Source organism: Idiomarina loihiensis, from assembly GCF_024584785.1.
In the GTDB taxonomy this organism is placed as follows: domain Bacteria; phylum Pseudomonadota; class Gammaproteobacteria; order Enterobacterales; family Alteromonadaceae; genus Pseudidiomarina; species Pseudidiomarina fusca.
On sequence record NZ_CP074112.1, the window covers coordinates 1 to 26,556 of the forward strand.

The following is a 26,556-nucleotide window of genomic DNA, read 5'->3' on the forward strand; positions in this document are numbered from 1 at the left end:
CGTTCTTTAACAATATACCAAGCCAAGCAAACTGTGTGGGCACTTACCGGATTCAGGCAGAGAAGCATCTTCGGATGCAACAAAGGTCATTAACTTGATCACCTGACTGATTGGAAAAGTGCTTAACAAATTAGATTTTATTAAGTCATTGATTCAATGGGTCGATTAAACACTTTAAATTGAAGAGTTTGATCATGGCTCAGATTGAACGCTGGCGGCAGGCCTAACACATGCAAGTCGAGCGGCAGCGGGGAGTAGCTTGCTACTCTGCCGGCGAGCGGCGGACGGGTGAGTAATGCTTGGGAACTTGCCTTTAGGAGGGGGATAACCACGGGAAACTGTGGCTAATACCGCATAATGTCTACGGACCAAAGCAGGGGATCTTCGGACCTTGCACCTAGAGATAGGCCCAAGTGAGATTAGCTAGTTGGTGGGGTAAAGGCCCACCAAGGCGACGATCTCTAGCTGTTCTGAGAGGATGATCAGCCACACTGGGACTGAGACACGGCCCAGACTCCTACGGGAGGCAGCAGTGGGGAATATTGCACAATGGGGGAAACCCTGATGCAGCCATGCCGCGTGTGTGAAGAAGGCCTTCGGGTTGTAAAGCACTTTCAGTGGTGAGGAAGGCTTGTAGATTAATACTCTACAAGATTGACGTTAGCCACAGAAGAAGCACCGGCTAACTCCGTGCCAGCAGCCGCGGTAATACGGAGGGTGCAAGCGTTAATCGGAATTACTGGGCGTAAAGCGTACGTAGGCGGCTTGTTAAGCAAGATGTGAAATCCCCGGGCTCAACACTGGAATGGCATTTTGAACTGGCAGGCTCGAGTTCTGAAGAGGGTGGTAGAATTTCCAGTGTAGCGGTGAAATGCGTAGATATTGGAAGGAATACCGGTGGCGAAGGCGGCCACCTGGTCAGAAACTGACGCTGAGGTACGAAAGCGTGGGGAGCAAACAGGATTAGATACCCTGGTAGTCCACGCCGTAAACGATGTCAACTAGTTGTTCGTGTCATAAACGATGTGAGTAACGCAGCTAACGCACTAAGTTGACCGCCTGGGGAGTACGGCCGCAAGGTTAAAACTCAAATGAATTGACGGGGGCCCGCACAAGCGGTGGAGCATGTGGTTTAATTCGATGCAACGCGAAGAACCTTACCATCCCTTGACATCCAGTGAATCATCTAGAGATAGAAGAGTGCCTTCGGGAACACTGAGACAGGTGCTGCATGGCTGTCGTCAGCTCGTGTTGTGAGATGTTGGGTTAAGTCCCGCAACGAGCGCAACCCTTATCCTCAGTTGCCAGCACGTCATGGTGGGAACTCTGTGGAGACTGCCGGTGATAAACCGGAGGAAGGTGGGGACGACGTCAAGTCATCATGGCCCTTACGGGATGGGCTACACACGTGCTACAATGGCGCGTACAATGGGAAGCAAGCTAGCGATAGTAAGCGGATCTCAAAAAGCGCGTCGTAGTCCGGATCGGAGTCTGCAACTCGACTCCGTGAAGTCGGAATCGCTAGTAATCGTGGATCAGAATGCCACGGTGAATACGTTCCCGGGCCTTGTACACACCGCCCGTCACACCATGGGAGTGGGCTGCACCAGAAGTAGATAGCTTAACCTTCGGGAGGGCGTTTACCACGGTGTGGTTCATGACTGGGGTGAAGTCGTAACAAGGTAGCCGTAGGGGAACCTGCGGCTGGATCACCTCCTTATGAAAAAGCCTTGAAGAAGTTAAGTGCTCACACAGATTGCCTGGTTTGGTAGATGTAACGGATAGAAACTGGGTCTGTAGCTCAGCTGGTTAGAGCGCACCCCTGATAAGGGTGAGGTCGGTAGTTCAAGTCTACTCAGACCCACCACTTCTGCGGTTATGCTGCGTTGGAAAGCCACTCACATACTGATGTATGCTTCGTGCGTTCCCGCCTTGCCTAACCTTGAAGTTAGCCTTATCGGTTTGTTGGTTTGGTTATTGTGTTTGGTTTGTTGTTTTTACGAATAACGAACAACGAATAACGAACAGCGACAGGCCTACGGCCTGTGGGGCCATAGCTCAGCTGGGAGAGCGCCTGCCTTGCACGCAGGAGGTCAGCGGTTCGATCCCGCTTGGCTCCACCATTTCTTAGTTATCGAACAGCGAAGCGTACGAATAACGAATCACGTTTCTATCCAAAGTTAGCGATAAACATTCTCACGAGAATCTTTATCAGTAACTTGATGTTACACCGCTCTTTAACAATATGAACAAGCTGATTGTAATAAAGTAATGAAATGCCACTCTACTTGAATCCAAAAATGGTAGAGGCGTATCGAACTTGTGTACAGCAAAGAAACAGCCCATAGAGCTCGAATAAACATTTTCGGGTTGTATGGTTAAGTGACTAAGCGTAGACGGTGGATGCCTAGGCAGTTGGAGGCGATGAAGGACGTACTAACTTGCGATAAGCCATGATGAGGCAGTAAGAGCCGCTTGAGTCATGGATTTCCGAATGGGGAAACCCAGTGTGCATGCACACTATCTTGCACTGAATACATAGGTGTAAGAAGCGAACCCGGAGAACTGAAACATCTAAGTACCCGGAGGAAAAGAAATCAACCGAGATTTCCCTAGTAGCGGCGAGCGAACGGGAATTAGCCCTTAAGCAATCATGGTTCTAGTGGAATGAGTTGGAAAGCTCAACGATACAGGGTGATAGTCCCGTACACGAAGGAAACATGAAGGTGAAAACGAGTAGGTCGGGACACGTGTTATCTTGACTGAATATGGGGGGACCATCCTCCAAGGCTAAATACTCCCAACTGACCGATAGTGAACCAGTACCGTGAGGGAAAGGCGAAAAGAACCCCGGCGAGGGGAGTGAAATAGAACCTGAAACCGTCTACGTACAAGCAGTAGGAGCACCTTCGTGGTGTGACTGCGTACCTTTTGTATAATGGGTCAGCGACTTATATTTTGTAGCAAGGTTAACCGAATAGGGAGCCGTAGGGAAACCGAGTCTTAACTGGGCGTCTAGTTGCAAGGTATAGACCCGAAACCGGGCGATCTAGCCATGGGCAGGTTGAAGATTGAGTAACATCAATTGGAGGACCGAACTCACTAATGTTGAAAAATTAGGAGATGACCTGTGGCTCGGAGTGAAAGGCTAATCAAGCCCGGAGATAGCTGGTTCTCCCCGAAAGCTATTTAGGTAGCGCCTCGGACGAATACCACTGGGGGTAGAGCACTGTTTGGGCTAGGGGGTCATCCCGACTTACCAACCCCATGCAAACTCCGAATACCAGTGAGTACTATCCGGGAGACACACGGCGGGTGCTAACGTCCGTCGTGAAGAGGGAAACAACCCAGACCGCCAGCTAAGGTCCCCAAGTCATGGCTAAGTGGGAAACGATGTGGGAAGGCTTAGACAGCTAGGAGGTTGGCTTAGAAGCAGCCATCCTTTAAAGAAAGCGTAATAGCTCACTAGTCGAGTCGGCCTGCGCGGAAGATGTAACGGGGCTAAGCCATGCACCGAAGCTGCGGCAGCAAACTTGTTTTGCTGGGTAGGGGAGCGTTCTGTAAGCCGTTGAAGGTGTGTTGAGAAGCATGCTGGAGGTATCAGAAGTGCGAATGCTGACATGAGTAACGATAATGGGGGTGAAAAACCCCCACGCCGGAAGACCAAGGTTTCCTATCCCATGTTAATCAGGGTAGGGTAAGTCGGCCCCTAAGGCGAGGCCGAAAGGCGTAGTCGATGGGAAACGGGTTAATATTCCCGTACCGACATGAACTGCGATGGGGGGACGGAGAAGGCTAGGCAAGCCGGGTGTTGGTTATCCCGGTGAAAGTATGTAGGTTGGTGGTTTAGGAAAATCCGGACCGCTAAGACTGAGATACGAGACGAGCATCTACGGATGCGAAGTTGTTGATGCCATGCTTCCAGGAAAAGCCTCTAAGCTTCAGGTTCATGTTGACCGTACCCCAAACCGACACAGGTGGTCAGGTAGAGAATACTAAGGCGCTTGAGAGAACTCGGGTGAAGGAACTAGGCAAAATAGTACCGTAACTTCGGGAGAAGGTACGCCAGAGCTGGTGAAGTCCACACGGACGGAGCCGGAGCTGGCCGCAGTGACCAGGTGGCTGGGACTGTTTATTAAAAACACAGCACTCTGCAAAATCGAAAGATGACGTATAGGGTGTGACACCTGCCCGGTGCCGGAAGGTTAATTGATGGGGTTAGCGTAAGCGAAGCTCTTGATCGAAGCCCCGTAAACGGCGGCCGTAACTATAACGGTCCTAAGGTAGCGAAATTCCTTGTCGGGTAAGTTCCGACCTGCACGAATGGTGTAACCATGGCCACGCTGTCTCCACCCGAGACTCAGTGAAATTGAAATCGCCGTGAAGATGCGGTGTACCCGCGGCTAGACGGAAAGACCCCGTGAACCTTTACTACAGCTTGGCACTGAACATTGAACCTCCATGTGTAGGATAGGTGGGAGGCTATGAAGCGTTGGCGCTAGTTGACGTGGAGCCATCCTTGAAATACCACCCTTGTATGTTTGATGTTCTAACTTAGCCCCATTATCTGGGGTGAGGACAGTGCCTGGTGGGTAGTTTGACTGGGGCGGTCTCCTCCCAAAGAGTAACGGAGGAGCACGAAGGTTGGCTAAGTACGGTCGGACATCGTACGGTTAGTGTAATGGCACAAGCCAGCTTAACTGCGAGACAGACACGTCGAGCAGGTGCGAAAGCAGGTCATAGTGATCCGGTGGTTCTGAATGGAAGGGCCATCGCTCAACGGATAAAAGGTACTCCGGGGATAACAGGCTGATACCGCCCAAGAGTTCATATCGACGGCGGTGTTTGGCACCTCGATGTCGGCTCATCACATCCACGGGGCTGTAGTCGGTCCCAAGGGTATGGCTGTTCGCCATTTAAAGTGGTACGCGAGCTGGGTTTAGAACGTCGTGAGACAGTTCGGTCCCTATCTGCCGTGGGCGTTTGAGAGTTGAGAGGGGTTGCTCCTAGTACGAGAGGACCGGAGTGAACGAACCGCTGGTGTTCGGGTTGTCATGCCAATGGCACTGCCCGGTAGCTACGTTCGGAATCGATAACCGCTGAAAGCATCTAAGCGGGAAGCGAGCCTCAAGATAAGCTCTCACTGACATGTAATTGTCCTAAAGGGTCGTTGGAGACTACAACGTTGATAGGCGGGGTGTGGAAGCGTAGTAATGCGTTGAGCTAACCCGTACTAATTGCCCGTGAGGCTTAACCATACAACACCGAAGGTGTTTAGGGCTGTAGCCAAGACATAAGTTCGAGCTTCTACTAGGCTCAACTAGAGTGGTGCATTACTGGCACGACAATCAGCGAATTCATATTGTACAAGTTTACGCCTGGCGGCAATAGCGAAGTGGAACCACCTGATCCATTCCGAACTCAGAAGTGAAACGCTTCCGCGCCGATGGTAGTGTAGGGTCTCCCTATGCGAGAGTAGGTCACCGCCAGGCACCAAATACGAACAACCCCTAGCAGCTATGCTAGGGGTTTTTTCGTTGCGTGGTCGAAAAGATCGCGCAGAGCGTCCAATAATCTTAACTTTCTGTCTGTTCGTCTCATAAATCTGCATAAACATTGAACTATGTTAAATTTATATGCAGTCTCAGACTTTGGTCATATTGCTTTATGATCTATACAAGAAGATACTGATGTATATAAAAGAATAAATGTACTGCTAATATGTACTTTGATTTTTATAATAATCAGCAGGAGAAGAACATGAAATACGCGAAGTTAAGTTATCTGATTGCGGGAGCGTTAGCAGTTCCATCAGCTTTAATGACTCATTCAGCACTTGCCCAAGAGGCTTCAGTAGAAGCTGAAGAAACCATCCAAGTAGTAGGTTCTCGTTTATCGGTACGCACAGCGACTGACGGTTCGGCGCCAGTAGATATCATCAGTGGTGAAGATCTTGCGGCTAGCGGCATCACTGAAACGGCACGTGCATTACAATACGCAGTGCCTAGTTTTAACTTCCCATCGTCATCGATTACCGACGGTTCAGATGCCGTTCGCCCAGCGTCATTACGTGGTTTATCTCCTGATCACACACTCGTCTTGATTAACGGCAAGCGTCGTCACAGTAGTGCTCTCGTGCATTTAAATGGTACTACCGGACGTGGTAGTTCCAACGTCGATTTGAACGCAATCCCTATCTCATCCATCAAGCGCATTGAAGTTCTTCGTGATGGTGCAGCTGCACTATACGGTTCTGATGCAATTGCCGGGGTGATCAACATTGTACTCAAAGATCAATCAGAAGGCGGCTCAATAACAGCTAATGCAGGCCAAACTTATATTGGTGATGGTGACCAATATAAAGTACATGGTAACACTGGATTTGCGCTGGGTGACGATGGATCTTTGATGTTAGCGTTTGAATACCATCATAAAAATAAAACTAATCGTGCCGGTCCTGATCCACGCCAGCAATATGAGTTAATTAATGGTGAAGAAGATCCACGCGAAGAAACCTTCAACAGATTAAGTCATCATGTTGGTGATGCTTCGTTTGAAAACAAAGCCATCTTCTTTAACGCTAATATGGCAGCTGGTAACGAAGGCGAATTGTACGCCTTTGGTGGATACAGTGATAGAACATCGCAATCTGGTGCATTCTATCGTCGTGCTTTAGACAACCGTAACTTAACAGAAGTCTATCCGGATGGTTATCTGCCGCTTCTTACCCCAGAAACATCAGATTTTTCTGTAGTTGGTGGTTATAAATTCCTATTAGCTGATTGGAACGTAGATGCCAGCGTAGGTATGGGCACCAGTGAGTTCCAATATCGCTTGGAGAATTCGTTAAACGCATCTTTTGGTCCGTCAACGCCAACAGAATTTGATGCAGGTACTCTAGAACTGAATGAAGTTAATGCTAGCGTTGACGTTCAGCGGTTCTTCCCGTTTGTAAATAACTCAGATTTGTCGGTAGCTTTCGGGCTTAGCTATCGTGAGAACACTTATAAGATTTCAGCGGGAGAGCCAGCATCTTATGAGAACGGCGGTTACGATGGGCGTCCAGGAGGTAGCCAAGGTTTCACTGGGTTTAAACCTGAGTCTGAAGTAGATGAATGAGACTGTAAAAGATTTTGTGTAAATGGCTGGTTTCACTGTTAAATCCGATCCTGATATATAATCTCGAACTGTGCCATCGCTGGCTTCCAGTTGCGTATGGGCATAGTCCACTTTTTTGAAGCCTGATGCAAGGCCAAGTACAGCACCTTCATGACGGCTTCGTCGTTAGGGAACGACCGGCGAGTTTTGGTGATTTTGCGCAGTGACGCATTCAGCGACTCAATGGCATTGGTGGTATAAATGGCCTTGCGTATCTCAACTGGGTAGTCGAAGAACACACTTAAGCGCTCCCAGTTTGCCCGCCATGAGCGACTGATGGTGGGATGCTCAGAGTCCCATGTCGAGGCGAAATTTTCTAGTGCCTGCTCGGCTTCAGCGCGAGTAGCCGCGCCATAAATGAGTTTTAAATCAGCGGCAATAGTCTTGCGCTGTTTCCAGTTTACGTACCGCAGAGAGTGGCGAATTTGGTGCACAATGCACAGTTGCACTTGAGTCTTCGGGTAAACCGCCTCAATGGCTTCAGGGAAGCCTTTAAGGCCATCGCAGCAGGCAATGAAGATATCGTCTACACCACGGTTTTTCAGCTCGTTCATTACCGATAGCCAGAATTTAGCGCCTTCAGTTTGAGCCATCCACAGCCCGAGCAGCTCTTTTTCACCGTCAGTGTTGATGCCAAGCGCTAGGTACACTGACTTATTCTGTACAACACCAGAATCACGGCTGCGAACGACTAGACAATCAAGGTAAACAACTGGGTACAGCTTTGCCAACGGACGATGCTGCCAGGCCTTGACCTCGTCCATGACGGCGTTGGTCACCTGAGAAATGAACGTCGGCGAGACTTCAACACCATAGGCTTCTTCAAGGTATGCTTGAATGTCACGAGTAGTCATGCCACGCGCATACAATGCTATGATGCGCTCATCAAATCCATTCAGCTGGCGTTCGCCTTTGCGAACTAACTTGGGCTCAAAACTACCGTTACGGTCACGAGGAATATCTAGTTCGACATCGCCATTGATGCTACGAACAGTTTTCTTGGTTTTACCATTACGAGAGTTGCCGCTGTTGTTGCCGGCTGAGACATTTGGTGCGTAGCCTAAATGAGCTTCCATTTCAGCCTCTAGCACCCGCTCTGCCACCTTCTTGGTAAGCTGTTTGAGTAGGCCGGCTTCGCCTAAGATGTCTTCTGGGGAATCACAGCCGTCCAGCAGCTGGTCGATGAGTTTGTCTGATATTGGCATTCTGATATCCTTCTTCGATATTGTTAAGAATGCCATTTACACAGATATTTTTACACTCTCAGATGAATCGCGTGATAACGTGGGTTTGTATGTAGAGCTTGAAAACATGCTGACTACTCAGTTTCAATGGGGTGCAGCAGTTCGTTATGAAGACTATTCAGACTTCGGTAACAATACCAGCTGGAAGATCTCGGGCCGTTATGATGTGACTGATCAGTTCGCTATTCGAGCTACCGCGAACACCGGTTTCCGCGCTCCTAGTGTGCAGCAAATCTATTTCACGAATATCTCAACTCTGTTTGTTAACCGTAACGGTGAGTTAGTACCTGAACAGTCAGGTACCTTCAATAACATAAGCCCGGTAGCTCAAGCACTGCAGTTAGGTGCGCTACAACCAGAAGAGTCACAAAGCTTAAGCTTTGGTTTGGTTTGGAGTGGCGACGATGGCCTGTCAGTAACAGTTGATGCCTTCCAAATTGATATCGATGATCGAATCATTCTCTCTAGCTCGCTAATTCCAAGCGATTCTCCCGCAGTTGCTGCAGCGCTTGCGGCAGCTGGTGCAGATAACGCACGCTTCTTTATTAACGCAGTAGATACCTCAAGCCGTGGTGTGGATGTGGTGGCAACCCAAGAGTTCGATGTTGGTAGCTCGCTACTCAAAACGCAATTGGCTTATGGCTATAATAAAACGGAAGTGGATGGTGTTAACCTACCAACTATTTTGGATGGTTTAGAAGATAAACTGTTTGATAATGTGGAACAAACCCGCATGACTCGTTCAGTACCGCGGCATAGCGGCTCGTTATCTTTTACCTCGATTGTTGAAGATTTTGAAACTCGTTTGGGCTTCAATTACTTTGGCGATTACATGTTAGAGAATAATGCTGGGCTACAAACTGAGTTTAGCGGTAAATGGGTAGTTGATTTTTCCGTGAAGTATAAAATGGATGACAACTTATCTTTCAATGTGGGTGTACAAAACTTGCTGGACGAATACCCAGATAAGCAGGACCCATCAAACCAGTTTAATGGTATCTTTATGTATCCAAATACTAACGCACCGTTTGGTTTCAATGGTGGCTACTATTATGGTGAAGTGACTTATAGTTTTTAATAGCTAAAAATCGCTAATTATTGGTCAAAGCCGCTAACCTAGGTTAGCGGCTTTTTCTTTTTCATCTTATAAATCTATATTAAACAAAGCGTTATTAATTTCGGCATGGTAATTGCTTTATACCTTATGAGGTTTCTATCTTTTAGAGGATAAGCAATGAACAAACAATCATCATGGTTATGGATACTATTAGGATTATTTGCCTTAGTTGTTTTTGGCGATGAACTATTGGCTATTGTTGGGGCTATTATTGGAGTGATTTTCAGTGTTGGCTTCGCTGGATTATTGATACTTACCATCGCAGCGGTTGTGTTTGGCGCGGTGCTAGTAGTTGGTGGTAGTGTTGCAGTAGCGCTACTCGCAGCCGGTGTCGCTTTAGCTGCGGTCTTATTTAGTTGGTTATGGCCCTATTTATTGGTCGGTTTTATTATCTATCTAATGGTACGAAAACGCCCTAAAACTGTGTAAACTTGTTATCAAATAATAACAAGGTGAGCAAAATCATGTGGCGTATTCTATTGGCACTGGTATTTCTTGGTGGTGGTATTAGCCTAGTTGCGGCTGCAGAAGTAGAAATCAGTAATGTATGGATGAAAGAATCCATTCCTGGTACTGAGAACGGAGCAGCCTATTTTACGATCAGTAATAGCTCGGCTGCACCAGTCGTCTTGATCGGTGCCAATACTGATGCTGCTCGGGCCACCGAGGTACATCAACACGTTATGCGTGATGGTATGATGCGGATGCGCAGAGTACCAGAATTAGTGATAGAGCCCAATCAGACCCTAGTGTTTCAGCCGGGCGGCTATCACTTGATGCTATTTGGTGTAAAAAAAGCGTTTAAGCCAGGCGAAACGGTCGATTTTGTTTTAGAGTTTAATGATGGTGATACAGCCACTATGACTGCTGTAGTCAAAACAATACGATGAAAGGATGAGCATTAATGAGAAAACTAGCTACTGCGTTAGTACTACCCGCATTGCTGTTAGGTGCCAATGCACAAGCAGATACCATTTTAGGGATTTATGCCGGTGGCCAATATTGGGACACCAGTAACTCGGGTAATTTTGGCTCAGGTAATGGTACTCAAGGATTTAATTTTGCTGACGAAACGCAAAACAGTTTTTACGTCGCACTAGAGCATCCGATTCCATTGTTGCCAAACTTTAAGGTGCGCCGCAACGATTTAACGACCTACGGTGTCACCACGCTTGGTAGCGATTTTAGTTATAACGGCATCGGTTACAGTGCGGGCACAACCCTAAACAGCAGTGTCGATTTAACCCATACTGACTACACGTTGTACTACGAAATTTTTGATAACGATTTACTGAGTGTTGATTTAGGTATAACAGCGAAACAAGTGGATGGTTTATTGGCAGTAAGAGACGCTACTGCCGAAAACAGTTTAGATGCCGACGGTTGGATCCCAACCGGTTATGCTCAAGTGCGGGTCGGCATTCCTGCCACAGATCTTACGCTATATGGCTTAGCCAATGCGGTTTCTATTGATGATAGCAGCGTACGTGACATTGAAGCTGGTATTGAATATCGCTTAGTAGATAGCTTGGCGGTGAATTTAAATCTGCAACTGGGCTACCGGGATATCACGATTGAACTAGACGACTTAGATAACATCTATTCAGATATTCAGTTTAAAGGCCCTTACCTTGGCTTAGAAATCCATTTCTAAGCGCTCTGCAAGTTGATGGAGCCTTAATAATAAGGCGTTACTGTGGCGGCTGTCATTCGATAGCCGACCACGGCTACATCCCCTTCCACGCGTTCAACCTTAATAACTCCTTCTACCCATACGGCATCAAAAGTATCTTCGTACTTCACCCCTTCAGCAAAATCAACCAACACAATTTGATTTGGTGGTGGTGGTGGCACGTGTACACAAGCGCCAAAATAAGGAACCAACAGAAACTGTGTGACTTTCTCCGCGTCACCTTCTAACTGCACCACATAGCCAGGAATCTTTATTTTCTTGCCATCTAGCTCGGCTACCATTGGGGCATCAAGTTCAGGTTGATTAGCTAATTCGGGATTGGCATCATAAAAAGCTTGGCTTCGAACAGGCGGGGGCTTATAACCTGGGGGAACCAGTTCTTTCCACTGTGTATTCACATAGTCATCGGCAGCGAAAGCCGGCACGATTGCCGCCAAGCTTACCAGTAATAACGCAACATATTGACGAAATTTGATCATAATTTAATTGTTAAACCATCAGCTAGTGCATTGCGGAAGGCTCGCCATGCAGGGATTAAACTCAATATTAAAGCAGCAGCTAAAATGGCTGCCAGTAATACCCATTCGTTACTTGTTAAAGGGCTTGCTCTTAACAACATACCTGTGTGAGTGAGTAATAGATCGCCACCCAGCATTAACCCTAAGAACAGTAACAAAACCCCAGTACTAACGCCAATGACGGTAAGCAACATAGCTTCGCTCACCAAGAGGCTAAAAATACTAAATGGTCCGGCCCCAAGGGCTCGCAGCACGGCCATTTCTCGGCGCCGTTCGCGCAAGCTAGCCAAAAGTGTTGTGAGCATTCCTAATAGACCGGTTGCGACGACGAGCGCGGCGATCGCTAGCAGTGCTTGTTCGAATAGAGCTAAGGTGCGCCACAATTCGGTTAACGCCATTCCAGGCATAATTGCAGTGAGTGGTTCATTCTTGTAGGTATTGATTTGTCGTTGCATACGCAAGGCTAAAGGACGCGCTTCCAGCCCAATTAGGACAGCACTTAACGTATAAACAGGTGGTGCATGGCTAGCGTGGTCATGGTGATCATCATGGTCGTGATCTGCGCTATGCTCGGAATCAAACTCACCGTGTAAGAGACCAAGGCCTTCAAGATGAATATAGACAGCTTGGTCGACGGGGGTTCCAGTACGATTCAAAATGCCACTCACCACAAAGGGGTGCTGATCGTGGTCACTAAAACTGATACCGCCACTGCCATGTGCCAAGGTGAGCGGATCGCCTTGCTGTAGGCCAAGCCGGGCTGCCACCTCGGCACCCAGAGTGGCCTGGTTCATTTCGCTAAAGACAGTACCCTTAGCGAGTTCTAGAGAGAGTCCATCACCATAACGAAAATAGCTAAAGAAATCGCTGGTGGTTGCTACTACCGGATAGCCTGCCACGCTGTCGCCAAGAGCCATGGGAATATGCCACTTAACTCCGGGCAACTTAGTTAAATACTGATAACTATCCCAACTTAAGGTGTTATTCAGGCTGCCTATGTGAAACACGCTGCTTAATAGCAGTTGGGTTGATCCTGTTCTGGCACCAACAATTAAATCAGTGCCAGCAATGGTGTTAGCAAAATTAGCTTGGGTTTGTTCGCGCACCCGTTCTACTCCTAAGAGCAGGAGGGTACTGATAGCTATCGCCAGAATCGTGAGGATAGCGCTGGCACGACGATTACGTAAGCTAGCCCAAGCCAATTTAAGCATCGCCATCATCCTTACGTGCGTGATTGATATCGCTAAGTTCAATGGTTCTTTCAAACATTGGCGCTAGGCCTTGATCGTGCGTAACAAAGAGCAGCGTGGTTTGATTGGCAGCACAAGCTTTGAATAACACCTGAATGAATTCGTCTCGATGCTCGGCATCTAATGCTGATGTTGGCTCGTCGGCTATGATGAGAGAAGGCGCCCCAAACAGGGCTCGTGCAGCAGCCACGCGTTGTTGTTGGCCGACGCTCAATTGGCTAGCCAAGCGCTGGGTGTCTGCCGCAGCTAGGCCTAATTGCTTAAGCAAAGACTGAGCATGTTGTTCGGGGTTTTGTACACGTTTGCGCCGAGCGGGTGCAAATTGGCTTGCTAACGTGACATTTTCTTCTGCATTAAGAAAAGGTAGCAAGTTAAATTGCTGAAAAATATAGCCTATTTCATTAGCACGTAATTGGTCACGGCGGTGTTGGCTAAGCCGACCAAGATCATGTCCTAATACTTCGAGTTGTCCAGCTGGGGCTTGGTGCACGCCGGCAATCAAGCTCAGTAAGGTAGACTTACCCGAACCACTGGCACCACGAAGGAGGACTCGCTCACCACGAGCTATGGTCAATGATGGGATTGTCAGCAGGGGAGAAGGGGCACCCGGCCAGCGAAACTCGAGATGTTTTACTGCAATACAGGTGCCCATAGCGGTTCTTATTTCTGCGCCCGCTCGAACGAAGACATAATTTCTTCTTTGGCAGCGTTGATATCGCCCCAACCTTCAACTTTCACCCATTTTCCTTTCTCAAGCTCTTTGTAACGCTCGAAGAAGTGAGTGATTTGCGCTTTTAATAGCTCTGGCAAATCGTCAACATTTTGAATGTGATCGTATTCTTTCGTTAATTTACTCACTGGCACTGCAATGACCTTAGCATCTTCACCAGATTCATCAGTCATTTTCAATACGCCAACCGGACGACACTTAATCACAGAGCCAGCTTGCAGTGGATACGGCGTAGGTACTAGCACATCAACTGGGTCGCCATCTAACGATAAGGTATTGTTAACAAAACCGTAGTTACACGGATAGAACATTGGAGTAGACATAAAACGGTCAACCCATAAGGTGCCAGTTTCTTTATCAACTTCATATTTGATTGGGTCGGCATTGGCCGGAATTTCGATAACTACGTTTACTTCATCTGGCAGGTTATTACCTGCGCTTACATTACTTAAGCTCATGAAAGGTCCTGTTTACTTAGTTTTAAATGACGATAACTTAAATTCTTCTAATGGGCCCTATTATAAAGGCTGCTGGTGCTATTGCGAAGCTTTCAAATAGCCTAAACAAGCATTCACTTCATTGCGCGCACCAAGAATAATGCCGACTCGCTGGTGGATATCAGTTGGTTGAATATCCAAAATAGCCATGTCGCCACTATGAGCTAGACCGCCAGCTTGCTCTACGAGCATGGCCATCGGATTACCTTCATACATCAAGCGAAGCTTGTAGGGCTTATCAATCGAGCGTGCATCCCAAGGATACAGAAAGATGCCACCACGAATAAGCACACGGTGCACATCCGCCACCATGGCGGCAACCCAACGCATATTAAAGTTCTTACTACGCTGCCCACTGGTACCTGCTAGCAAATCATCAACGTAGAGTTGCATGCCTTCTTGCCAATGACGGTAATTGGACATATTAATGGCAAATTCAGAAGTATCAGGAGCTATTGCTAAATCACGTTTAGTTAGTAAAAACTCACCAACGGTCTGATCTAACGTGAAAATTTTAACGCCCTTGCCGGTCGTTAAAGCCATCATGATAGATGGGCCATACAAAATGTATCCTGCGGCAACTTGGTTGCGACCTGGCTGGAGGAACATATCCGCAGTGCCTGAATTATTTTCCGGAACGGGCAAAATCGAGAAAATGGTACCAACCATACTGTTGATATCAATATTTGAGCTGCCATCTAACGGATCAAACGCAATCAAGTACCCGCCATTTTCATGGCCCAACACGATTCCTTCTTCTTCTTCTGAAGCGACGGCACGCACATGGCCGCATTCCAGCAAAATATCTTTAATGAGCTGGTTGGATAGGATGTCGAGTTTCTTTTGGGTTTCGCCTTGAATATTCTCTGACAGGGTTGAGCCGAGGACACCGGCTAAATCACCTTGGCCAACTCGGAAAGAAATTTCTTTCGCAGTAATTTGCAAAGAATGAATAACTGAAATTAAAGCCTCGTCGACCTGATCTTGGCGCAAGGTCGGAATTAAGCGTTGCATGAAACCCTCGTACAGTAGCTGGTGTTACGGATAGGTGGCAAAAACGCTGCTAAGTTTACCGCATTTTTAGGCAAATTGCCTGCACAGAAATTCGCGCATTTTCATCCCCGTGGTACACTAGCCTTTTTGCTGCAATGAGACACATCATGCATATTCATATACTCGGCATATGCGGAACCTTTATGGGAGGCATCGCCGCCATTGCTAAGGCGCTGGGCCACCAGGTTACCGGAAGCGATGCTCAGGTCTATCCGCCGATGAGTGACCAATTACGGGCACTCGGCATTGAGTTAATCGAAGGTTATGATCCGGCACAGCTCCAGCCGCGGCCTGATTTAGTGATCATTGGTAATGCCATGAGCCGTGGTAACCCAGCGGTAGAAGCCGTGTTAAACCAGCGTATCCCGTATTGCTCGGGGGCGCAGTGGCTCCATGATGAAGTGCTGCAGCAACGTTGGGTGCTGGCGGTGGCTGGCACCCATGGTAAAACGACTACGGCTAGCATGCTCACTTGGTTACTTGATTATGCAGGGTTAAAGCCAGGGTTTTTAGTTGGTGGGGTGCTGGCTAATTTTGAGCAGTCGGCGCGCTTGGGCGAGAGCGATTTTTTTGTTATCGAAGCCGATGAATACGATACCGCCTTCTTTGATAAGCGCTCTAAATTCGTGCATTACTGCCCATCAACACTCATTTTGAATAATCTCGAATTTGACCATGCTGACATTTTTCCCGACTTAGCAGCGATTCAACGTCAGTTTCACCATCTAGTTAGAGTGGTCCCTGGGTATGGAAAAATCTTCCATCCGGCTGGAACAGAGACGCTAGAGCAAGTTTTACAGCAAGGCTGCTGGAGTGAGACCAGTACGGTTGGGATCGTTTCGGGCGACTGGCGAGCACAGTTAATCGAAGCTGATGGCAGTGCTTTTGCGGTCTATTGGCAAGGCCAAAAGCAGGGTGAAGTGCACTGGTCGTTGATCGGTACCCACAATGTTTACAATGGCTTAATGGCTATTGCGGCAGCCCAGCATGTGGGCGTGAGCGCTGCGGTAAGCTGTGCTGCTTTTAAACAATACCGCAACACCAAGCGCCGCTTAGAGCTAAAAGGGGTAGCGGCAGAGGTGGCTGTGTATGATGATTTTGCTCATCATCCAACGGCGATTGCTACGACGTTGGCAGGAATGCGTGCCAAAGTGGGCCAACAGCGGATTTTGGCCGTACTAGAGCCGCGTTCAAACACGATGAAGCTAGGCGTGTTAGCCGACCAATTAGCACCGGCGCTAGCAACGGCAGACCTAGTGTTTATGCTTCAGCCTGAGGGCTTACAGTGGTCTGTGGCTGAGCTGGTCCCGCAGGCGCAGGTCGCCGACTCAATCGAGCACTTAGTCGATCAGATTGTGGCGGCCACAGCAGCAGGTGACCACATCGTGGTGATGAGTAATGGCGGGTTTGGCCAGATCCATCAGCGGTTGCTGCAGGCATTGGCTTAGTTTGGACCACTGTTTTTGTAACTCATAGCCTTATTCAACAAAGGAGTTTGACATGACTGCTCAGCAAGTTACCGTGGCCATTACCGGCGCCTCTGGAGCACCTTATGCAATGCGCCTGATTGCTTGCTTATTAGAACAGCAGCAACAGGTTCACTTGTTAATGTCGAGTGCCGCCCGAGTGGTTTTTGCAACCGAGTTAGAGTGGCAGTTACCGGCAAATCCGAAAGCTTTGGCTGCGGCCTTGTGTGAGCATTTTTCGGTGTCAGCAGAACAACTGAAAGTGTATGGCAAAGACGAGTGGTTCGCGCCGGTCGCATCGGGCTCAGCAGCGCCAAAGAAGATGGTGGTATGCCCTTGCTCAACAGGAACTTTATCAGCCATCACTCACGGCGCGAGCGATACCTTGATAGAACGCGCAGCAGACGTTGTTATCAAAGAGCGAGGGCAACTTATTTTAGTGCCTCGAGAAATGCCGCTATCGGCTATTCATCTAGAGAATATGTTAAAATTAGCCCAGTTGGGAGTCACCATCATGCCAGCCGCACCAGGTTTTTATCATCAACCGCAAAGCATTGCTGATTTGGTTGATTTCGTGGTGGCCCGTATACTCGATCATCTTAACTTAACGCAGCAATTACAGCCGCGTTGGGGTTATGGACAGGAGCCTAAATAAGTTATGCAAGCGTTATCTATTCGCGGTTTAAAGAAAACCTATAAAGGTGGACATGAGGCCTTGAAGGGCATTGATTTGGATGTTGCTGAAGGGGATTTCTTTGCATTACTGGGGCCTAACGGTGCTGGTAAATCAACCACAATTGGAATTATCTCCTCATTAGTTAATAAATCAGCGGGCAAAGTAAGTGTGTTTGGCCATGATTTAGACACCGAGTTAGTTGCCTTAAAACGTCAAATTGGTCTGGTTCCGCAAGAGTTTAATTTTAACCAGTTTGAGACGGTACAGCAGATTGTGGTTAATCAGGCCGGTTATTATGGAGTACCGCGACAGCTTGCTAAACAGCGTTCAGAGAAATATCTGAAGCAGTTAAGCTTGTGGGAAAAACGCAATGCACCGGCGCGGATGCTGTCGGGTGGGATGAAGCGCCGACTGATGATAGCGCGGGCATTAGTTCATGAGCCGCGGTTACTTATTTTAGATGAGCCGACCGCGGGCGTTGATATTGAGCTGCGTCGCAGCATGTGGGATTTCTTGACCGAGATTAACAAGCAGGGAATTACTATTATTCTGACCACGCATTATTTGGAAGAAGCGGAAAGTCTTTGCCGCAATATTGCCATAATCGACCAAGGCTCGATTATCGAGAACACATCGATTAAAAAGCTTTTAGCCACTCTCAATATGGAAACTTTTGTGCTGGATGTTGAGTATCCAGCGGGTGTGACTAGTGCCACCTTAGAGGGTTTTACTTGGCGTGCAATTGATGATCACAGCATTGAGGTTGATGTTGAAAAGAGCCAAGGTTTGAATCCAGTGTTTGAACAACTCACGGCTCAATCGATACAAGTGTTGTCTATGCGCAACAAGGCAAATCGTCTAGAAGAACTTTTCGTGAACCTGGTCGAAAAAGGCCGTAAGCCACAAGGAGCAGCTTAATTACATGGCTTCGTTAACTTATACCGCATTAAAAACTATTTGGATAAAAGAATGCACAAGATTTTTGCGCATTTGGGTGCAAACCTTAGTCCCACCAGCCATTACCATGACTTTATACTTTGTCATCTTTGGTAATATTATTGGTACTAGAATTGATGCATCAGGCGGCATGAATGGCATTCCATACATGGAATTTATTGTCCCTGGGCTGATAATGATGTCGGTGATAACCAATTCCTATTCAAACGTAGCATCTTCGTTTTTTAGTGCAAAATTTCAGCGCAATATTGAAGAGATGCTTGTTGCGCCAGTGTCTAGTGCGGTGATTATTGCCGGCTATGTGGGCGGAAGCTTAGCGCGTGCCTTGATTGTGGCTTGTATTGTGACGGTTGTGTCTTTTATTTTTGTCGACAATATTCAAATTTATCATGCGGGCATTCTTGTTTTAACCGTGGTGTTAACCTCAACTTTGTTTAGTTTAGGTGGTTTGATTAACGCAGTGCATGCAAAAACATTTGATGACATATCAATTGTTCCAACCTTTGTATTAACCCCATTAACCTATTTAGGCGGGGTTTTCTTCAGCATTAGTATGCTGCCAGAGATTTGGCAAAACATTGCGCAAATCAATCCCGTGTTGTACATGGTGAATGCATTTAGATATGGCTTTTTAGGTGTGACTGACGTCAATATCGGCCTTGCCCTAGGATTACTCATAGGCTTTAACCTGATTCTTTTTGCTCTTGCTTATACGCTGCTGCAACGGGGTGCGGGGATTCGTTCGTGAATCATGAATCAAGACCTGTAACTACCAATCAGCATGGTAATCATGACGATTTAGTTAGTGTGGTGATGCGCCATTTACGCTCGCCTTTTCGTAAGCCGATTCAAACGCATAATCGCGAGGCTTTTGAGCAGGCGCAACAGTTAGTAGCAGATTGGCAAGGGCCACTGATTCTTGACTCTTGTTGTGGTGTCGGCGAAAGCACTGCTTGGATAGCCGAGCAGCATCCTGATGCGTTAGTTATCGGAGTAGATAAATCAGCTCACCGCTTAGGGCGTCATGCCCAATACGCAACGGCCGCAGCCGGCCAGCGCTATATGTTAGTACGAGCGGATTTGAATGATTTCTGGCGACTAGCAGTAGCAGCGCATTGGGAGTTAGAAAAACACTATATTCTGTACCCCAACCCTTGGCCTAAAGCCTCACATTTTAGTCGACGCTGGCATGGTAGCCCGGTCTGGCCTTATGTACTAGGCTTAGGTGGTACTTTGGTCATGCGCTCTAATTGGGTGACCTATTTAACTGAAGTGGCAAGTAGTTTGGCGCTGGTTAATTGTGCTGCACAGCTAACACCTCTGCTAGCTAAGCATGAGGCGATGACGCCGTTTGAGCGTAAGTATCAGCGCAGTGGACAGCAACTTTGGGAGTTGTCCGCTAAGCTGCCAGAAGACGGTCGCTATTTTTCTGCAATCGAGGCAGAATAGTGCACTTTTATGCGCGGGTAATCACAAGGAAATACGCTTGAGTGACAGTCATTTTGCAGAAGTAAGCCAAGAGGCGCTGCTAAAAATATTCACCATTCCTGAGGCGCCAGACTCTACCCTCGGGAAGATAGAGAAGCACCTCAGTGAAAATCTTATGGGCTTTTTAGGCGAGCACATCGTCGCCCGCGAAAAGCCCTTGCATGAGATTGAGCAAAACTTTAATGCCAGCGAAATTCCTGAGCAGCCGCAGTATGTATCGGACCACACTGAGTTTTTATTAAATAATTTAGTGGCTCATTCAGTGCATACCAGTTCGCCACGATTTATTGGCCACATGACCTCAGCACTGCCTTATTTTTTATTGCCGCTGGCTAAGCTGATGGTGGGTTTAAACCAAAACCTAGTCAAAATTGAAACCTCGAAGGCCTTTACCCCGCTCGAACGCAATGTCTTGGGTATGCTTCATCACCTCGTTTACCAACAAGATGCAGCTTTCTATCAGCGCTGGATGCATAGCGCCCAGCACTCGCTCGGAGCTATGTGCTCGGGCGGGACTGTGGCTAATATGACAGCTCTGTGGGTAGCACGTAATCTATTACTAAAACCTACGACAGGCTTCGCCGGTATTGCCAGTGAAGGGCTCGCAGCGGGATTACTGCATTATGGCTACAAGCGCCTGACTATTATGGTGTCTGAGCGTGGTCATTACTCGCTGGGCAAAGCTGCTGATGTGTTAGGGATCGGAAGAAAAAATTTAATAGCGGTTGCTACCGACGAGAATAATCGGATCAAAATAGATGCGCTACGTGAAGCTTGTGCTGCGGTTCAAGCCGATGGTGGGCAAGTATTAGCGATCATTGGGGTAGCGGGCACCACAGAAACGGGACACATAGATCCACTCGACAAAATGGCCGATGTGGCGAGTGAGGTTGGTGCGCACTTTCATGTAGATGCCGCATGGGGTGGGGCTACCTTGCTGTCGAACAATCATCGCCAATTGTTACATGGCATTGAGAGAGCCGACAGTGTCACTATTGATGCGCATAAACAGATGTACGTGCCGATGGGCGCTGGCATGGTGCTCTTCCGTGATCCAAGCATGGTGCGCGCGATTGAGCATCATGCGGAATATATTATTCGCCATGGTTCAAAGGATTTAGGTGCACATACCATGGAAGGCTCGCGGCCGGGAATGGCCATGTTGGTGTATTCGGCGCTACATGTCATGGGCCGGCGCGGCTACGAATTGTTAATTGATCAAAGCTTAGCCAAGGCTAAAGATTTTGCGCGCTTGATTGCCGCACAAGACGATTTTGAAGTAGTGACTGAACCCGAGCTATGCATTCTAACCTATCGTTTTGTCCCTGCTCGTATTAAGCCGTTATTGGCAGGCCTTAATGCTGAGCAAGTACGCCGCATTACGCCTCATTTAAATGCACTGACCAGGTTTATTCAGAAGCGCCAACGCGAAACGGGAAGCTCATTCGTGTCTCGTACTAAGCTGACTCCCGCACAATATCATCGTGAGCCTACGGTGGTGTTTAGAGTGGTATTAGCGAATCCTTTAACAACTCATGAGATGCTCGCAGAAATCCTTCAAGAGCAACGCGAGATAGCCGAACAGGCGATGAGTTTACGTGGTGCTTTATTTACTGAGCTTCGTGAACTGGGTTTGGTGCGCGAACGCTAATCAGTACCTAACCATGAGTTTTAAGCGGTTTGGTTAAGACCGCTTAAAACTTAAGTTATCGATAAGTCTGGTGCTGCCTAAGTAAGCTGCTACTAACAACACTAAATGCTTATCGGTTGCTTGTGCAGGTTGTAGATCTGCATGTTGGCGTAATTCTAAATAATCTAGTTTGAAGCCAGCAGCGGTGATGTGTGTCACCGCTTGATTAAGCACTTGCTGCGCATCCTCGCCAGCGCTGATTCGTTCGGCACAGGTTTTCAGTTGTTGATAGAGCAGTGGTGCTTGCTGGCGCTCGGTATCTGATAGATAACCATTGCGCGAGCTGAGTGCTAGGCCATCAGTCGCACGCTGAGTTGGCAGGCCTAAAATGTCCACAGGCAAGCTCAAATCTTGCACCATGAGACGAATAACTTGTAATTGTTGAAAGTCTTTTTCACCAAAAATGGCTAAATCTGGCTGCACCATATTGAACAACTTCGCCACAATCGTAGCCACCCCACGAAAATGACCAGGACGGCTAGCACCACAAAGAATGGTAGAGATACCAGGTACCTCTATTGTGGTTTGTTCCGCTAATCCGCGTGGATACATATCTTGTACGGTTGGAGCAAACACGGCGCTGACACCACGTTCAGCGAGCGCGCGACAATCAGCATCAAGGGTACGAGGGTAGTTATCAAGATCTTCGTTTTGACCAAACTGCAGCGGATTAACAAAGATACTCACGACGACTTTATCAGCCCGTTGGCGCGCCATATCAACCAACTTCAAATGACCTTCGTGCAAATTCCCCATGGTGGGTACGAGGGCTACTTGCCCCTGTTGTTGTGCACGCCAAGCGCGAAGTTCTTCAAGACTAGTGAGTCGTTGCATCGTGGGTTACTCAAAAGAATGTTCAGGACCTGGGAATTGCCCGGCTTTAACTTGCGCAACATACATCTCAACGGCACCGCGCAAATCACCGGCATCAGCTAAAAAGTTCTTTACAAATTTAGGTAAATAGTCGCTGTTTAAGCCAAACATATCATGCATGACTAAAATTTGTCCGTCTGTATGCGGACCAGCACCAATGCCAATGGTAGGGATGGTCAGGGCTTCGCTAATGCGTTGACCGAGGGCCACCGGCACACATTCTAGCACCAATAATTGTGCCCCAGCTTCTTGCAATGCCAACGCTTGGCGCAAGGTATTGTCCGCCGCAGATTGCTCTCTGCCTTGAATCTTATAACCGCCAAGTACATTAACCGATTGGGGTAACAGCCCTAAGTGGGCGCATACTGGAACGCTCCGTTCAACCAAACAGCGTATGGTTTCAAGCAGCCAATCGCCGCCTTCAAGCTTTACCATATTGGCGCCGGCGCGCATCAGTTCAGCGGCGTTATCGCATGCTTGGGCTGGGCTGGCATAAGTCATAAATGGCATGTCAGCCATCACGAAAGCCTCAGGGGCACCACGGCGCACAGCTTGAGTGTGATAAACAATATCAGCAAGAGTAACGGGCAAGGTGCTGGACTGCCCCTGTACCACGTTGCCTAAGGAGTCACCGACTAACATAAAATCGACGCCACACTCGGCAAAAAGCTTCGCAAACGAGGCATCGTAAGCCGTAATTGAGGTGATTTTTTCGCCAGCTAACTTCTTCTTAGCTAGTTTGGCTATGGTCATAGCGGCCATCAGATACTCCTTGCAGGAAAGCTCAGAACTTGATTGTATCAGCTAATCTTAACGAGGTCATGATGCTGCATGGACTGTTTTAACTGCTGTAGCGTCTGTCCGTTAGGTAACACTAAAGTTGGCGCTAGCTCAGCTAAGGGCACCACCACAAAATCTCTTTCAGAGAGGCCAGGGTGCGGAAGCGTTAACCGTTCGCTCGTACTCACTAGGTCATCCACCAGCAGAATATCTAAATCGAGTGTGCGAGGGCCCCAGTGGCGCAAACGCTGGCGCCCGAACTGCTGCTCAATGGCTTGCAGATAATCTAGCAGCGCTAGTGGTTCTAGCTCGGTGGTCGCAGTCACTACCGCGTTCACATAATCGGGTTGGTCAGCCGGGCCCATTGGCTTGCTGCGGTACAGTGAGCTGGCGCGAAGCTGCTGCAATGCAGGACCACTGGCTAATTCCAGTAAAGCATCTTTTAGCGTTTGCACAGGGTCGCCAAGATTAGCGCCCAAGGCGATATAAACCTTAGCCATTAGAGTTCTCTTGCTTGGGGCTTCGACGTCGACGTCCGGCTCTGCGGCCGCGCCGCTTAGGCTTGGGTCTATTGCCGGCATCATCTGCGCTAGGCGCAATAGCAGGGGTACCGTTTTGTTGCTGTTTGGTCCAAAACTGTGCCAGTTGCTCTAATTTACCGCGTTCAAGGGCGGTCGCTGTGTTAGCTCGCAGGAGCAAGAAATCGTATGCAGCGCGAAATTTCGGATGCCCTAAGACCATGCCAATGCGTTTACCTTGAGCGCGCTCTAAACGTTGCTGTAATTGCCAGATCTCACGCGCAGGAATGGTGAAGCGTTTAGGGATAGCAATACTTTGCACCTGTTTACCTATCACATCGGCTGCTGCTAAGTTAAGTGCATCAGCCTGAGATAGACCACCTTCAAAGGTCAGCTGTTCCATGCGAGCCTGGAGTGGCCACCACAATAGCGCTGCATATAAGTAAGCCGGAGTAATACGTTGACCATTGCGGACCCGCTCATCGGTATCTGCAAAGGTTTGTTTAAGCAACTGATAGGGTGCCTCGTCAGGGGCCTTCAGATAACTACGCAGTAGCGGGAATAGCTGTTGAAATAATTGATATTCAACCAGCATCTCAAAATTTGCGAGGCCTTTGCCAGCGGTAAATAGTTTGAGACTTTCTTCAAACAGGCGTGCTGCAGGAATATTTTGCAGCAACGGAGCTAGTTCTTTAATGGGGTCTGCAACACTGCTATCCATACGCATGTTTAACTTGGTGGCAAAGCGAATGGCACGCAACATGCGCACTGGGTCTTCACGGTAGCGAGTGGCACTATCACCAATCATCCGCAACACCCCAGCCTCGATGTCTTTCACCCCGTTGGCAAAATCATAAATACCAAAATCGGCGATGTTGTAGTAGAGCGCATTGACGGTGAAATCACGTCGTTGTGCATCTTCTTCAATAGAGCCGTAAACATTATCGCGAACCAACATACCGGCAGCATTTTGCTTGGCAATTTTATCGGTCTTGGCCGGCTCATCGGCGGGGCTATCGTGATGCCCACGAAAGGTGGCTACTTCGATAACTTCGCGGCCAAAAACAACGTGTGCTAAGCGAAAACGACGGCCAACTAAACGGCAGTTGCGAAATAACGCCTTCACTTGCTCAGGTTGAGCATTGGTAGCCACATCAAAATCTTTAGGTTGAATACCTAGTAATAAATCGCGTACACAACCGCCCACTAAGAAAGCTTGGTAGCCAGCATTGTGCAGGCGGTACAAAACTTTTAAGGCGTGCTCAGGAATGTCTTTACGCGAAATGGGATGCTGATCGCGAGTAATAACAATAGGTTTGGCAAGAATATTTGCTGGCAGCGAGGATTCTGGTTGACGTTGTAGGGCTCGCTTTGCCAATGCTTTAATGCGCTTAATAATGAGGGTTTCTCCGTACATTTAGATGAGGCGCGTGGCTGCGTCATAAGGCTAGCTACTCACATTAAGGCCTCGGTGCTTAAAATTAACGCGTTATTGTATCCTGTGCAGACGTTTCAGGAAAGAACTTAGCACGCCAAGCTTGAGTGGCTAGGCTTAAAAGGTCTGCGGAATTGGTTAAGGGGACTTCAGTGAGCTGTAGAAACTGACAGGCTTGCCAGAGTTGCTCACTAACTTGCTGCGGATTAAGCGCGGGGGCATGATTTTGCTTACTGAGTTTCTGCCCCTGTTCATCTAGAGCTAGCGGAATATGTTTAAAATGCGGCTGGCGCTGGCTAAAGTGGCGCCACAAATTAATTTGCCAACTGGTTGCAGTGAGCAGGTCTGCGCCGCGAACGATATCTGTAACCCCTTGATCAATATCATCTATCACAACCGCCAGTTGATAGGTGAACCAACCATCACGCCGCAACAACACAAAATCTTCGCCAGCAACAGCGGGAGCTATGTTCACCTCGCCTTGAATACCATCGGTAAAGGCCATAACAGGAGTTTGATTTAAATAGCGAATGGCATAGGGCCCAGGTCCTTCGACCCCGGCACGACAGTGACCGGTATAGTATTCACCACGGGCTTTGATTTGTTTTCGGGTGCAGTTGCAAGGATAGGTTAACTGTTGCTGCTGTAACTCAGCTAGAGCCTGACGATAACGCTCTTTGCGCTGACTTTGGTAAATAACGTCGCCGTCCCAATGCAGACCAAAGCGCTCTAATTGTTGCAGGATAACTTGGTCGGCTCTTGCTACTGCGCGCGGTTCGTCAATGTCCTCGATGCGCACTAGCCAGCGTCCGGCATGAGCTTTAGCATCTAAATAGCTGGCCAAAGCGGCTACTAATGAGCCAAAATGCAAGGGCCCCGACGGGGTCGGGGCAAAGCGGCCACAGTATGGCTGGTTGGCCATGCTTGGTGTCGCCATATTAGGCGCCGGTCATCTGCTTCTCTTTGATTTCGGCGAGGGTTTTGCAATCGACGCAAAGGTCAGCAGTAGGACGCGCTTCTAAACGTCGCACACCGATTTCAATGCCGCACGAATCACAAAAGCCGAAGTCATCAGCTTCAATTTTCTGCAGTGTTTTTTCAATTTTCTTGATCAGCTTACGCTCGCGGTCGCGAGTACGGAGTTCTAAACTGAACTCTTCTTCTTGCGCGGCGCGGTCCACTGGATCAGGGAAATTAGCTGCTTCGTCTTTCATGTGGTGAACAGTACGGTCAACTTCTTCACGCAACTGAGCACGCCACACTTCTAAAATTTTACGAAAATGCGCACGTTGCGCCTCATTCATGTATTCTTCACCTGGCTTCTCTTGATAAGGTTCAAGGCCAGCTTGTGCCAGAATGCCATGGGCTTTTTTCGGCGTTCCTTGAGGCATTATGGATCTCCTGTATGAGACG

General features: G+C 48.2%; 22 protein-coding genes, 2 tRNA genes, 3 rRNA genes and 1 pseudogene. 16 read left to right on the forward strand and 12 right to left on the reverse strand.

The window, feature by feature from the left end:
* Positions 1 to 176: 176 nt before the first annotated feature.
* The 6 genes and pseudogenes from KGF88_RS00005 to KGF88_RS00030 form a co-directional block, all read left to right on the forward strand.
* Positions 177 to 1,720: ribosomal RNA gene (locus tag KGF88_RS00005) — 16S ribosomal RNA — on the forward strand.
* Positions 1,721 to 1,790: 70 nt separating this feature from the next.
* A tRNA-Ile gene (locus KGF88_RS00010) sits at positions 1,791 to 1,867 on the forward strand.
* Positions 1,868 to 2,047: 180 nt separating this feature from the next.
* Positions 2,048 to 2,123 (forward strand) — tRNA-Ala (locus KGF88_RS00015).
* A 253-nt stretch (positions 2,124 to 2,376) separates the two neighbouring features.
* Positions 2,377 to 5,258 (forward strand): 23S ribosomal RNA (locus tag KGF88_RS00020).
* Between the two features lie 119 nt (positions 5,259 to 5,377).
* Positions 5,378 to 5,492, forward strand: a 5S ribosomal RNA gene (gene rrf, locus KGF88_RS00025).
* Together the 16S, 23S and 5S rRNA genes with 2 tRNA genes alongside form the textbook arrangement of a ribosomal RNA operon.
* 268 nt (positions 5,493 to 5,760) lie before the next feature.
* Positions 5,761 to 7,116 (forward strand): annotated as a pseudogene (locus tag KGF88_RS00030) (TonB-dependent receptor plug domain-containing protein); the annotation flags it as partial.
* 41 nt (positions 7,117 to 7,157) lie between these two features.
* On the opposite strand, the gene KGF88_RS00035 reads toward KGF88_RS00030, so the two are convergent.
* Positions 7,158 to 8,363: an IS256 family transposase gene (locus KGF88_RS00035; protein WP_257119929.1), complete on the reverse strand. Its 1,206-nt coding sequence runs from the start codon at positions 8,361 to 8,363 to the stop codon at positions 7,158 to 7,160.
* Here KGF88_RS00035 and KGF88_RS00040 point away from each other — a divergent pair.
* From KGF88_RS00040 to KGF88_RS00055, 4 genes are all read left to right on the forward strand, one after another.
* Positions 8,341 to 9,480, forward strand: a complete 1,140-nt coding sequence (locus KGF88_RS00040; protein WP_228759536.1) for a TonB-dependent receptor domain-containing protein — start codon at positions 8,341 to 8,343, stop codon at positions 9,478 to 9,480. The genes KGF88_RS00035 and KGF88_RS00040 overlap by 23 nt on opposite strands.
* 156 nt (positions 9,481 to 9,636) lie before the next feature.
* Positions 9,637 to 9,948, forward strand: coding sequence for a hypothetical protein (locus KGF88_RS00045; RefSeq protein WP_153826813.1), 312 nt, complete (start codon positions 9,637 to 9,639; stop codon positions 9,946 to 9,948).
* Positions 9,949 to 9,983: 35 nt separating this feature from the next.
* Positions 9,984 to 10,409, forward strand: a complete 426-nt coding sequence (locus KGF88_RS00050) for a copper chaperone PCu(A)C (RefSeq protein ID WP_153826812.1) — start codon at positions 9,984 to 9,986, stop codon at positions 10,407 to 10,409.
* A 14-nt stretch (positions 10,410 to 10,423) separates the two neighbouring features.
* Positions 10,424 to 11,173: a TIGR04219 family outer membrane beta-barrel protein gene (locus KGF88_RS00055; RefSeq protein ID WP_110075903.1), complete on the forward strand. Its 750-nt coding sequence runs from the start codon at positions 10,424 to 10,426 to the stop codon at positions 11,171 to 11,173.
* Between the two features lie 23 nt (positions 11,174 to 11,196).
* On the opposite strand, the gene KGF88_RS00060 is transcribed toward KGF88_RS00055, so the two are convergent.
* The 5 genes from KGF88_RS00060 to KGF88_RS00080 form a co-directional block, all read right to left on the reverse strand.
* Positions 11,197 to 11,691, reverse strand: a complete 495-nt coding sequence (locus KGF88_RS00060; RefSeq protein WP_153826811.1) for a DUF3299 domain-containing protein — start codon at positions 11,689 to 11,691, stop codon at positions 11,197 to 11,199.
* On the reverse strand, positions 11,688 to 12,941 hold the full coding sequence (locus tag KGF88_RS00065) for an ABC transporter permease (protein WP_153826810.1): 1,254 nt from the start codon (positions 12,939 to 12,941) through the stop codon (positions 11,688 to 11,690). Before KGF88_RS00065 ends, KGF88_RS00060 begins: the two co-directional genes overlap by 4 nt.
* Entirely contained in the window at positions 12,934 to 13,632 is a 699-nt protein-coding gene (locus tag KGF88_RS00070) for an ABC transporter ATP-binding protein (RefSeq protein WP_153826809.1), read from the reverse strand. Before KGF88_RS00070 ends, KGF88_RS00065 begins: the two co-directional genes overlap by 8 nt.
* Before the next feature lie 8 nt (positions 13,633 to 13,640).
* Positions 13,641 to 14,168, reverse strand: coding sequence for an inorganic diphosphatase (ppa, locus tag KGF88_RS00075; protein WP_110075899.1), 528 nt, complete (start codon positions 14,166 to 14,168; stop codon positions 13,641 to 13,643).
* Between the two features lie 78 nt (positions 14,169 to 14,246).
* Positions 14,247 to 15,221 (reverse strand): class 1 fructose-bisphosphatase, encoded by a 975-nt coding sequence (locus KGF88_RS00080; protein WP_153826808.1) that lies wholly within the window; start codon positions 15,219 to 15,221, stop codon positions 14,247 to 14,249.
* 146 nt (positions 15,222 to 15,367) lie between these two features.
* Between KGF88_RS00080 and mpl the strand changes: the two genes are divergently transcribed.
* Genes mpl through panP form a run of 6 tightly spaced genes read left to right on the forward strand, consistent with a single transcriptional unit; the run spans position 15,368 to position 21,498 of the window.
* On the forward strand, positions 15,368 to 16,708 hold the full coding sequence (gene mpl / locus KGF88_RS00085) for a UDP-N-acetylmuramate:L-alanyl-gamma-D-glutamyl-meso-diaminopimelate ligase (protein WP_153826807.1): 1,341 nt from the start codon (positions 15,368 to 15,370) through the stop codon (positions 16,706 to 16,708).
* 52 nt (positions 16,709 to 16,760) lie between these two features.
* Positions 16,761 to 17,381, forward strand: coding sequence for a flavin prenyltransferase UbiX (locus KGF88_RS00090; protein ID WP_153826806.1), 621 nt, complete (start codon positions 16,761 to 16,763; stop codon positions 17,379 to 17,381).
* Positions 17,382 to 17,384: 3 nt separating this feature from the next.
* Positions 17,385 to 18,320, forward strand: a complete 936-nt coding sequence (locus KGF88_RS00095; protein WP_153826805.1) for an ABC transporter ATP-binding protein — start codon at positions 17,385 to 17,387, stop codon at positions 18,318 to 18,320.
* A gap of 4 nt (positions 18,321 to 18,324) precedes the next feature.
* On the forward strand, positions 18,325 to 19,107 hold the full coding sequence (locus KGF88_RS00100) for an ABC transporter permease (protein ID WP_110075894.1): 783 nt from the start codon (positions 18,325 to 18,327) through the stop codon (positions 19,105 to 19,107).
* Positions 19,104 to 19,808 (forward strand): tRNA (guanine(46)-N(7))-methyltransferase TrmB, encoded by a 705-nt coding sequence (gene trmB / locus KGF88_RS00105; RefSeq protein ID WP_257119946.1) that lies wholly within the window; start codon positions 19,104 to 19,106, stop codon positions 19,806 to 19,808. The genes KGF88_RS00100 and trmB overlap by 4 nt, the downstream gene beginning before the upstream one ends.
* A 37-nt stretch (positions 19,809 to 19,845) precedes the next feature.
* A complete protein-coding gene (gene panP, locus KGF88_RS00110; protein WP_110075893.1) occupies positions 19,846 to 21,498 on the forward strand; it encodes a pyridoxal-dependent aspartate 1-decarboxylase PanP in 1,653 nt (550 codons plus the stop codon).
* A 33-nt stretch (positions 21,499 to 21,531) separates the two neighbouring features.
* On the opposite strand, the gene panC is transcribed toward panP, so the two are convergent.
* The 6 genes from panC to dksA all read right to left on the reverse strand — a co-directional run bounded on the left by panC (position 21,532) and on the right by dksA (position 26,534).
* A complete protein-coding gene (gene panC / locus KGF88_RS00115; RefSeq protein ID WP_153826804.1) occupies positions 21,532 to 22,371 on the reverse strand; it encodes a pantoate--beta-alanine ligase in 840 nt (279 codons plus the stop codon).
* Between the two features lie 6 nt (positions 22,372 to 22,377).
* Positions 22,378 to 23,172, reverse strand: a complete 795-nt coding sequence (gene panB, locus KGF88_RS00120) for a 3-methyl-2-oxobutanoate hydroxymethyltransferase (RefSeq protein WP_110075891.1) — start codon at positions 23,170 to 23,172, stop codon at positions 22,378 to 22,380.
* Between the two features lie 38 nt (positions 23,173 to 23,210).
* Positions 23,211 to 23,690, reverse strand: a complete 480-nt coding sequence (gene folK, locus KGF88_RS00125; RefSeq protein ID WP_110075890.1) for a 2-amino-4-hydroxy-6-hydroxymethyldihydropteridine diphosphokinase — start codon at positions 23,688 to 23,690, stop codon at positions 23,211 to 23,213.
* Positions 23,683 to 25,125 (reverse strand): polynucleotide adenylyltransferase PcnB, encoded by a 1,443-nt coding sequence (pcnB, locus tag KGF88_RS00130; protein ID WP_153826803.1) that lies wholly within the window; start codon positions 25,123 to 25,125, stop codon positions 23,683 to 23,685. Before pcnB ends, folK begins: the two co-directional genes overlap by 8 nt.
* A 64-nt stretch (positions 25,126 to 25,189) precedes the next feature.
* Positions 25,190 to 26,080, reverse strand: a complete 891-nt coding sequence (gene gluQRS / locus KGF88_RS00135; protein WP_228759535.1) for a tRNA glutamyl-Q(34) synthetase GluQRS — start codon at positions 26,078 to 26,080, stop codon at positions 25,190 to 25,192.
* A 1-nt stretch (position 26,081) separates the two neighbouring features.
* Positions 26,082 to 26,534 carry an RNA polymerase-binding protein DksA gene (gene dksA, locus KGF88_RS00140; protein ID WP_110075888.1) on the reverse strand — a complete coding sequence of 151 codons (453 nt, stop codon included), beginning with the start codon at positions 26,532 to 26,534 and terminating at the stop codon, positions 26,082 to 26,084.
* Positions 26,535 to 26,556: the final 22 nt, after the last annotated feature.

Excerpts from the sequence above, each read along its gene's own strand:
- KGF88_RS00040 (WP_228759536.1), top strand. The coding sequence starts at position 8,341 with ATGAGTTTGTCTGATATTGGCATTCTGATATCCTTCTTCGATATTGTT.
- KGF88_RS00035 (WP_257119929.1), bottom strand. The coding sequence starts at position 8,363 with ATGCCAATATCAGACAAACTCATCGACCAGCTGCTGGACGGCTGTGAT.
- KGF88_RS00045 (WP_153826813.1), top strand. The coding sequence starts at position 9,637 with ATGAACAAACAATCATCATGGTTATGGATACTATTAGGATTATTTGCC.
- KGF88_RS00050 (WP_153826812.1), top strand. The coding sequence starts at position 9,984 with ATGTGGCGTATTCTATTGGCACTGGTATTTCTTGGTGGTGGTATTAGC.
- KGF88_RS00055 (WP_110075903.1), top strand. The coding sequence starts at position 10,424 with ATGAGAAAACTAGCTACTGCGTTAGTACTACCCGCATTGCTGTTAGGT.
- KGF88_RS00060 (WP_153826811.1), bottom strand. The coding sequence starts at position 11,691 with ATGATCAAATTTCGTCAATATGTTGCGTTATTACTGGTAAGCTTGGCG.
- KGF88_RS00065 (WP_153826810.1), bottom strand. The coding sequence starts at position 12,941 with ATGCTTAAATTGGCTTGGGCTAGCTTACGTAATCGTCGTGCCAGCGCT.
- KGF88_RS00070 (WP_153826809.1), bottom strand. The coding sequence starts at position 13,632 with ATGGGCACCTGTATTGCAGTAAAACATCTCGAGTTTCGCTGGCCGGGT.
- ppa (WP_110075899.1), bottom strand. The coding sequence starts at position 14,168 with ATGAGCTTAAGTAATGTAAGCGCAGGTAATAACCTGCCAGATGAAGTA.
- KGF88_RS00080 (WP_153826808.1), bottom strand. The coding sequence starts at position 15,221 with ATGCAACGCTTAATTCCGACCTTGCGCCAAGATCAGGTCGACGAGGCT.
- mpl (WP_153826807.1), top strand. The coding sequence starts at position 15,368 with ATGCATATTCATATACTCGGCATATGCGGAACCTTTATGGGAGGCATC.
- KGF88_RS00090 (WP_153826806.1), top strand. The coding sequence starts at position 16,761 with ATGACTGCTCAGCAAGTTACCGTGGCCATTACCGGCGCCTCTGGAGCA.
- KGF88_RS00095 (WP_153826805.1), top strand. The coding sequence starts at position 17,385 with ATGCAAGCGTTATCTATTCGCGGTTTAAAGAAAACCTATAAAGGTGGA.
- KGF88_RS00100 (WP_110075894.1), top strand. The coding sequence starts at position 18,325 with ATGGCTTCGTTAACTTATACCGCATTAAAAACTATTTGGATAAAAGAA.
- panC (WP_153826804.1), bottom strand. The coding sequence starts at position 22,371 with ATGCAACGACTCACTAGTCTTGAAGAACTTCGCGCTTGGCGTGCACAA.
- panB (WP_110075891.1), bottom strand. The coding sequence starts at position 23,172 with ATGGCCGCTATGACCATAGCCAAACTAGCTAAGAAGAAGTTAGCTGGC.
- folK (WP_110075890.1), bottom strand. The coding sequence starts at position 23,690 with ATGGCTAAGGTTTATATCGCCTTGGGCGCTAATCTTGGCGACCCTGTG.
- pcnB (WP_153826803.1), bottom strand. The coding sequence starts at position 25,125 with ATGTACGGAGAAACCCTCATTATTAAGCGCATTAAAGCATTGGCAAAG.
- gluQRS (WP_228759535.1), bottom strand. The coding sequence starts at position 26,080 with ATGGCGACACCAAGCATGGCCAACCAGCCATACTGTGGCCGCTTTGCC.
- dksA (WP_110075888.1), bottom strand. The coding sequence starts at position 26,534 with ATGCCTCAAGGAACGCCGAAAAAAGCCCATGGCATTCTGGCACAAGCT.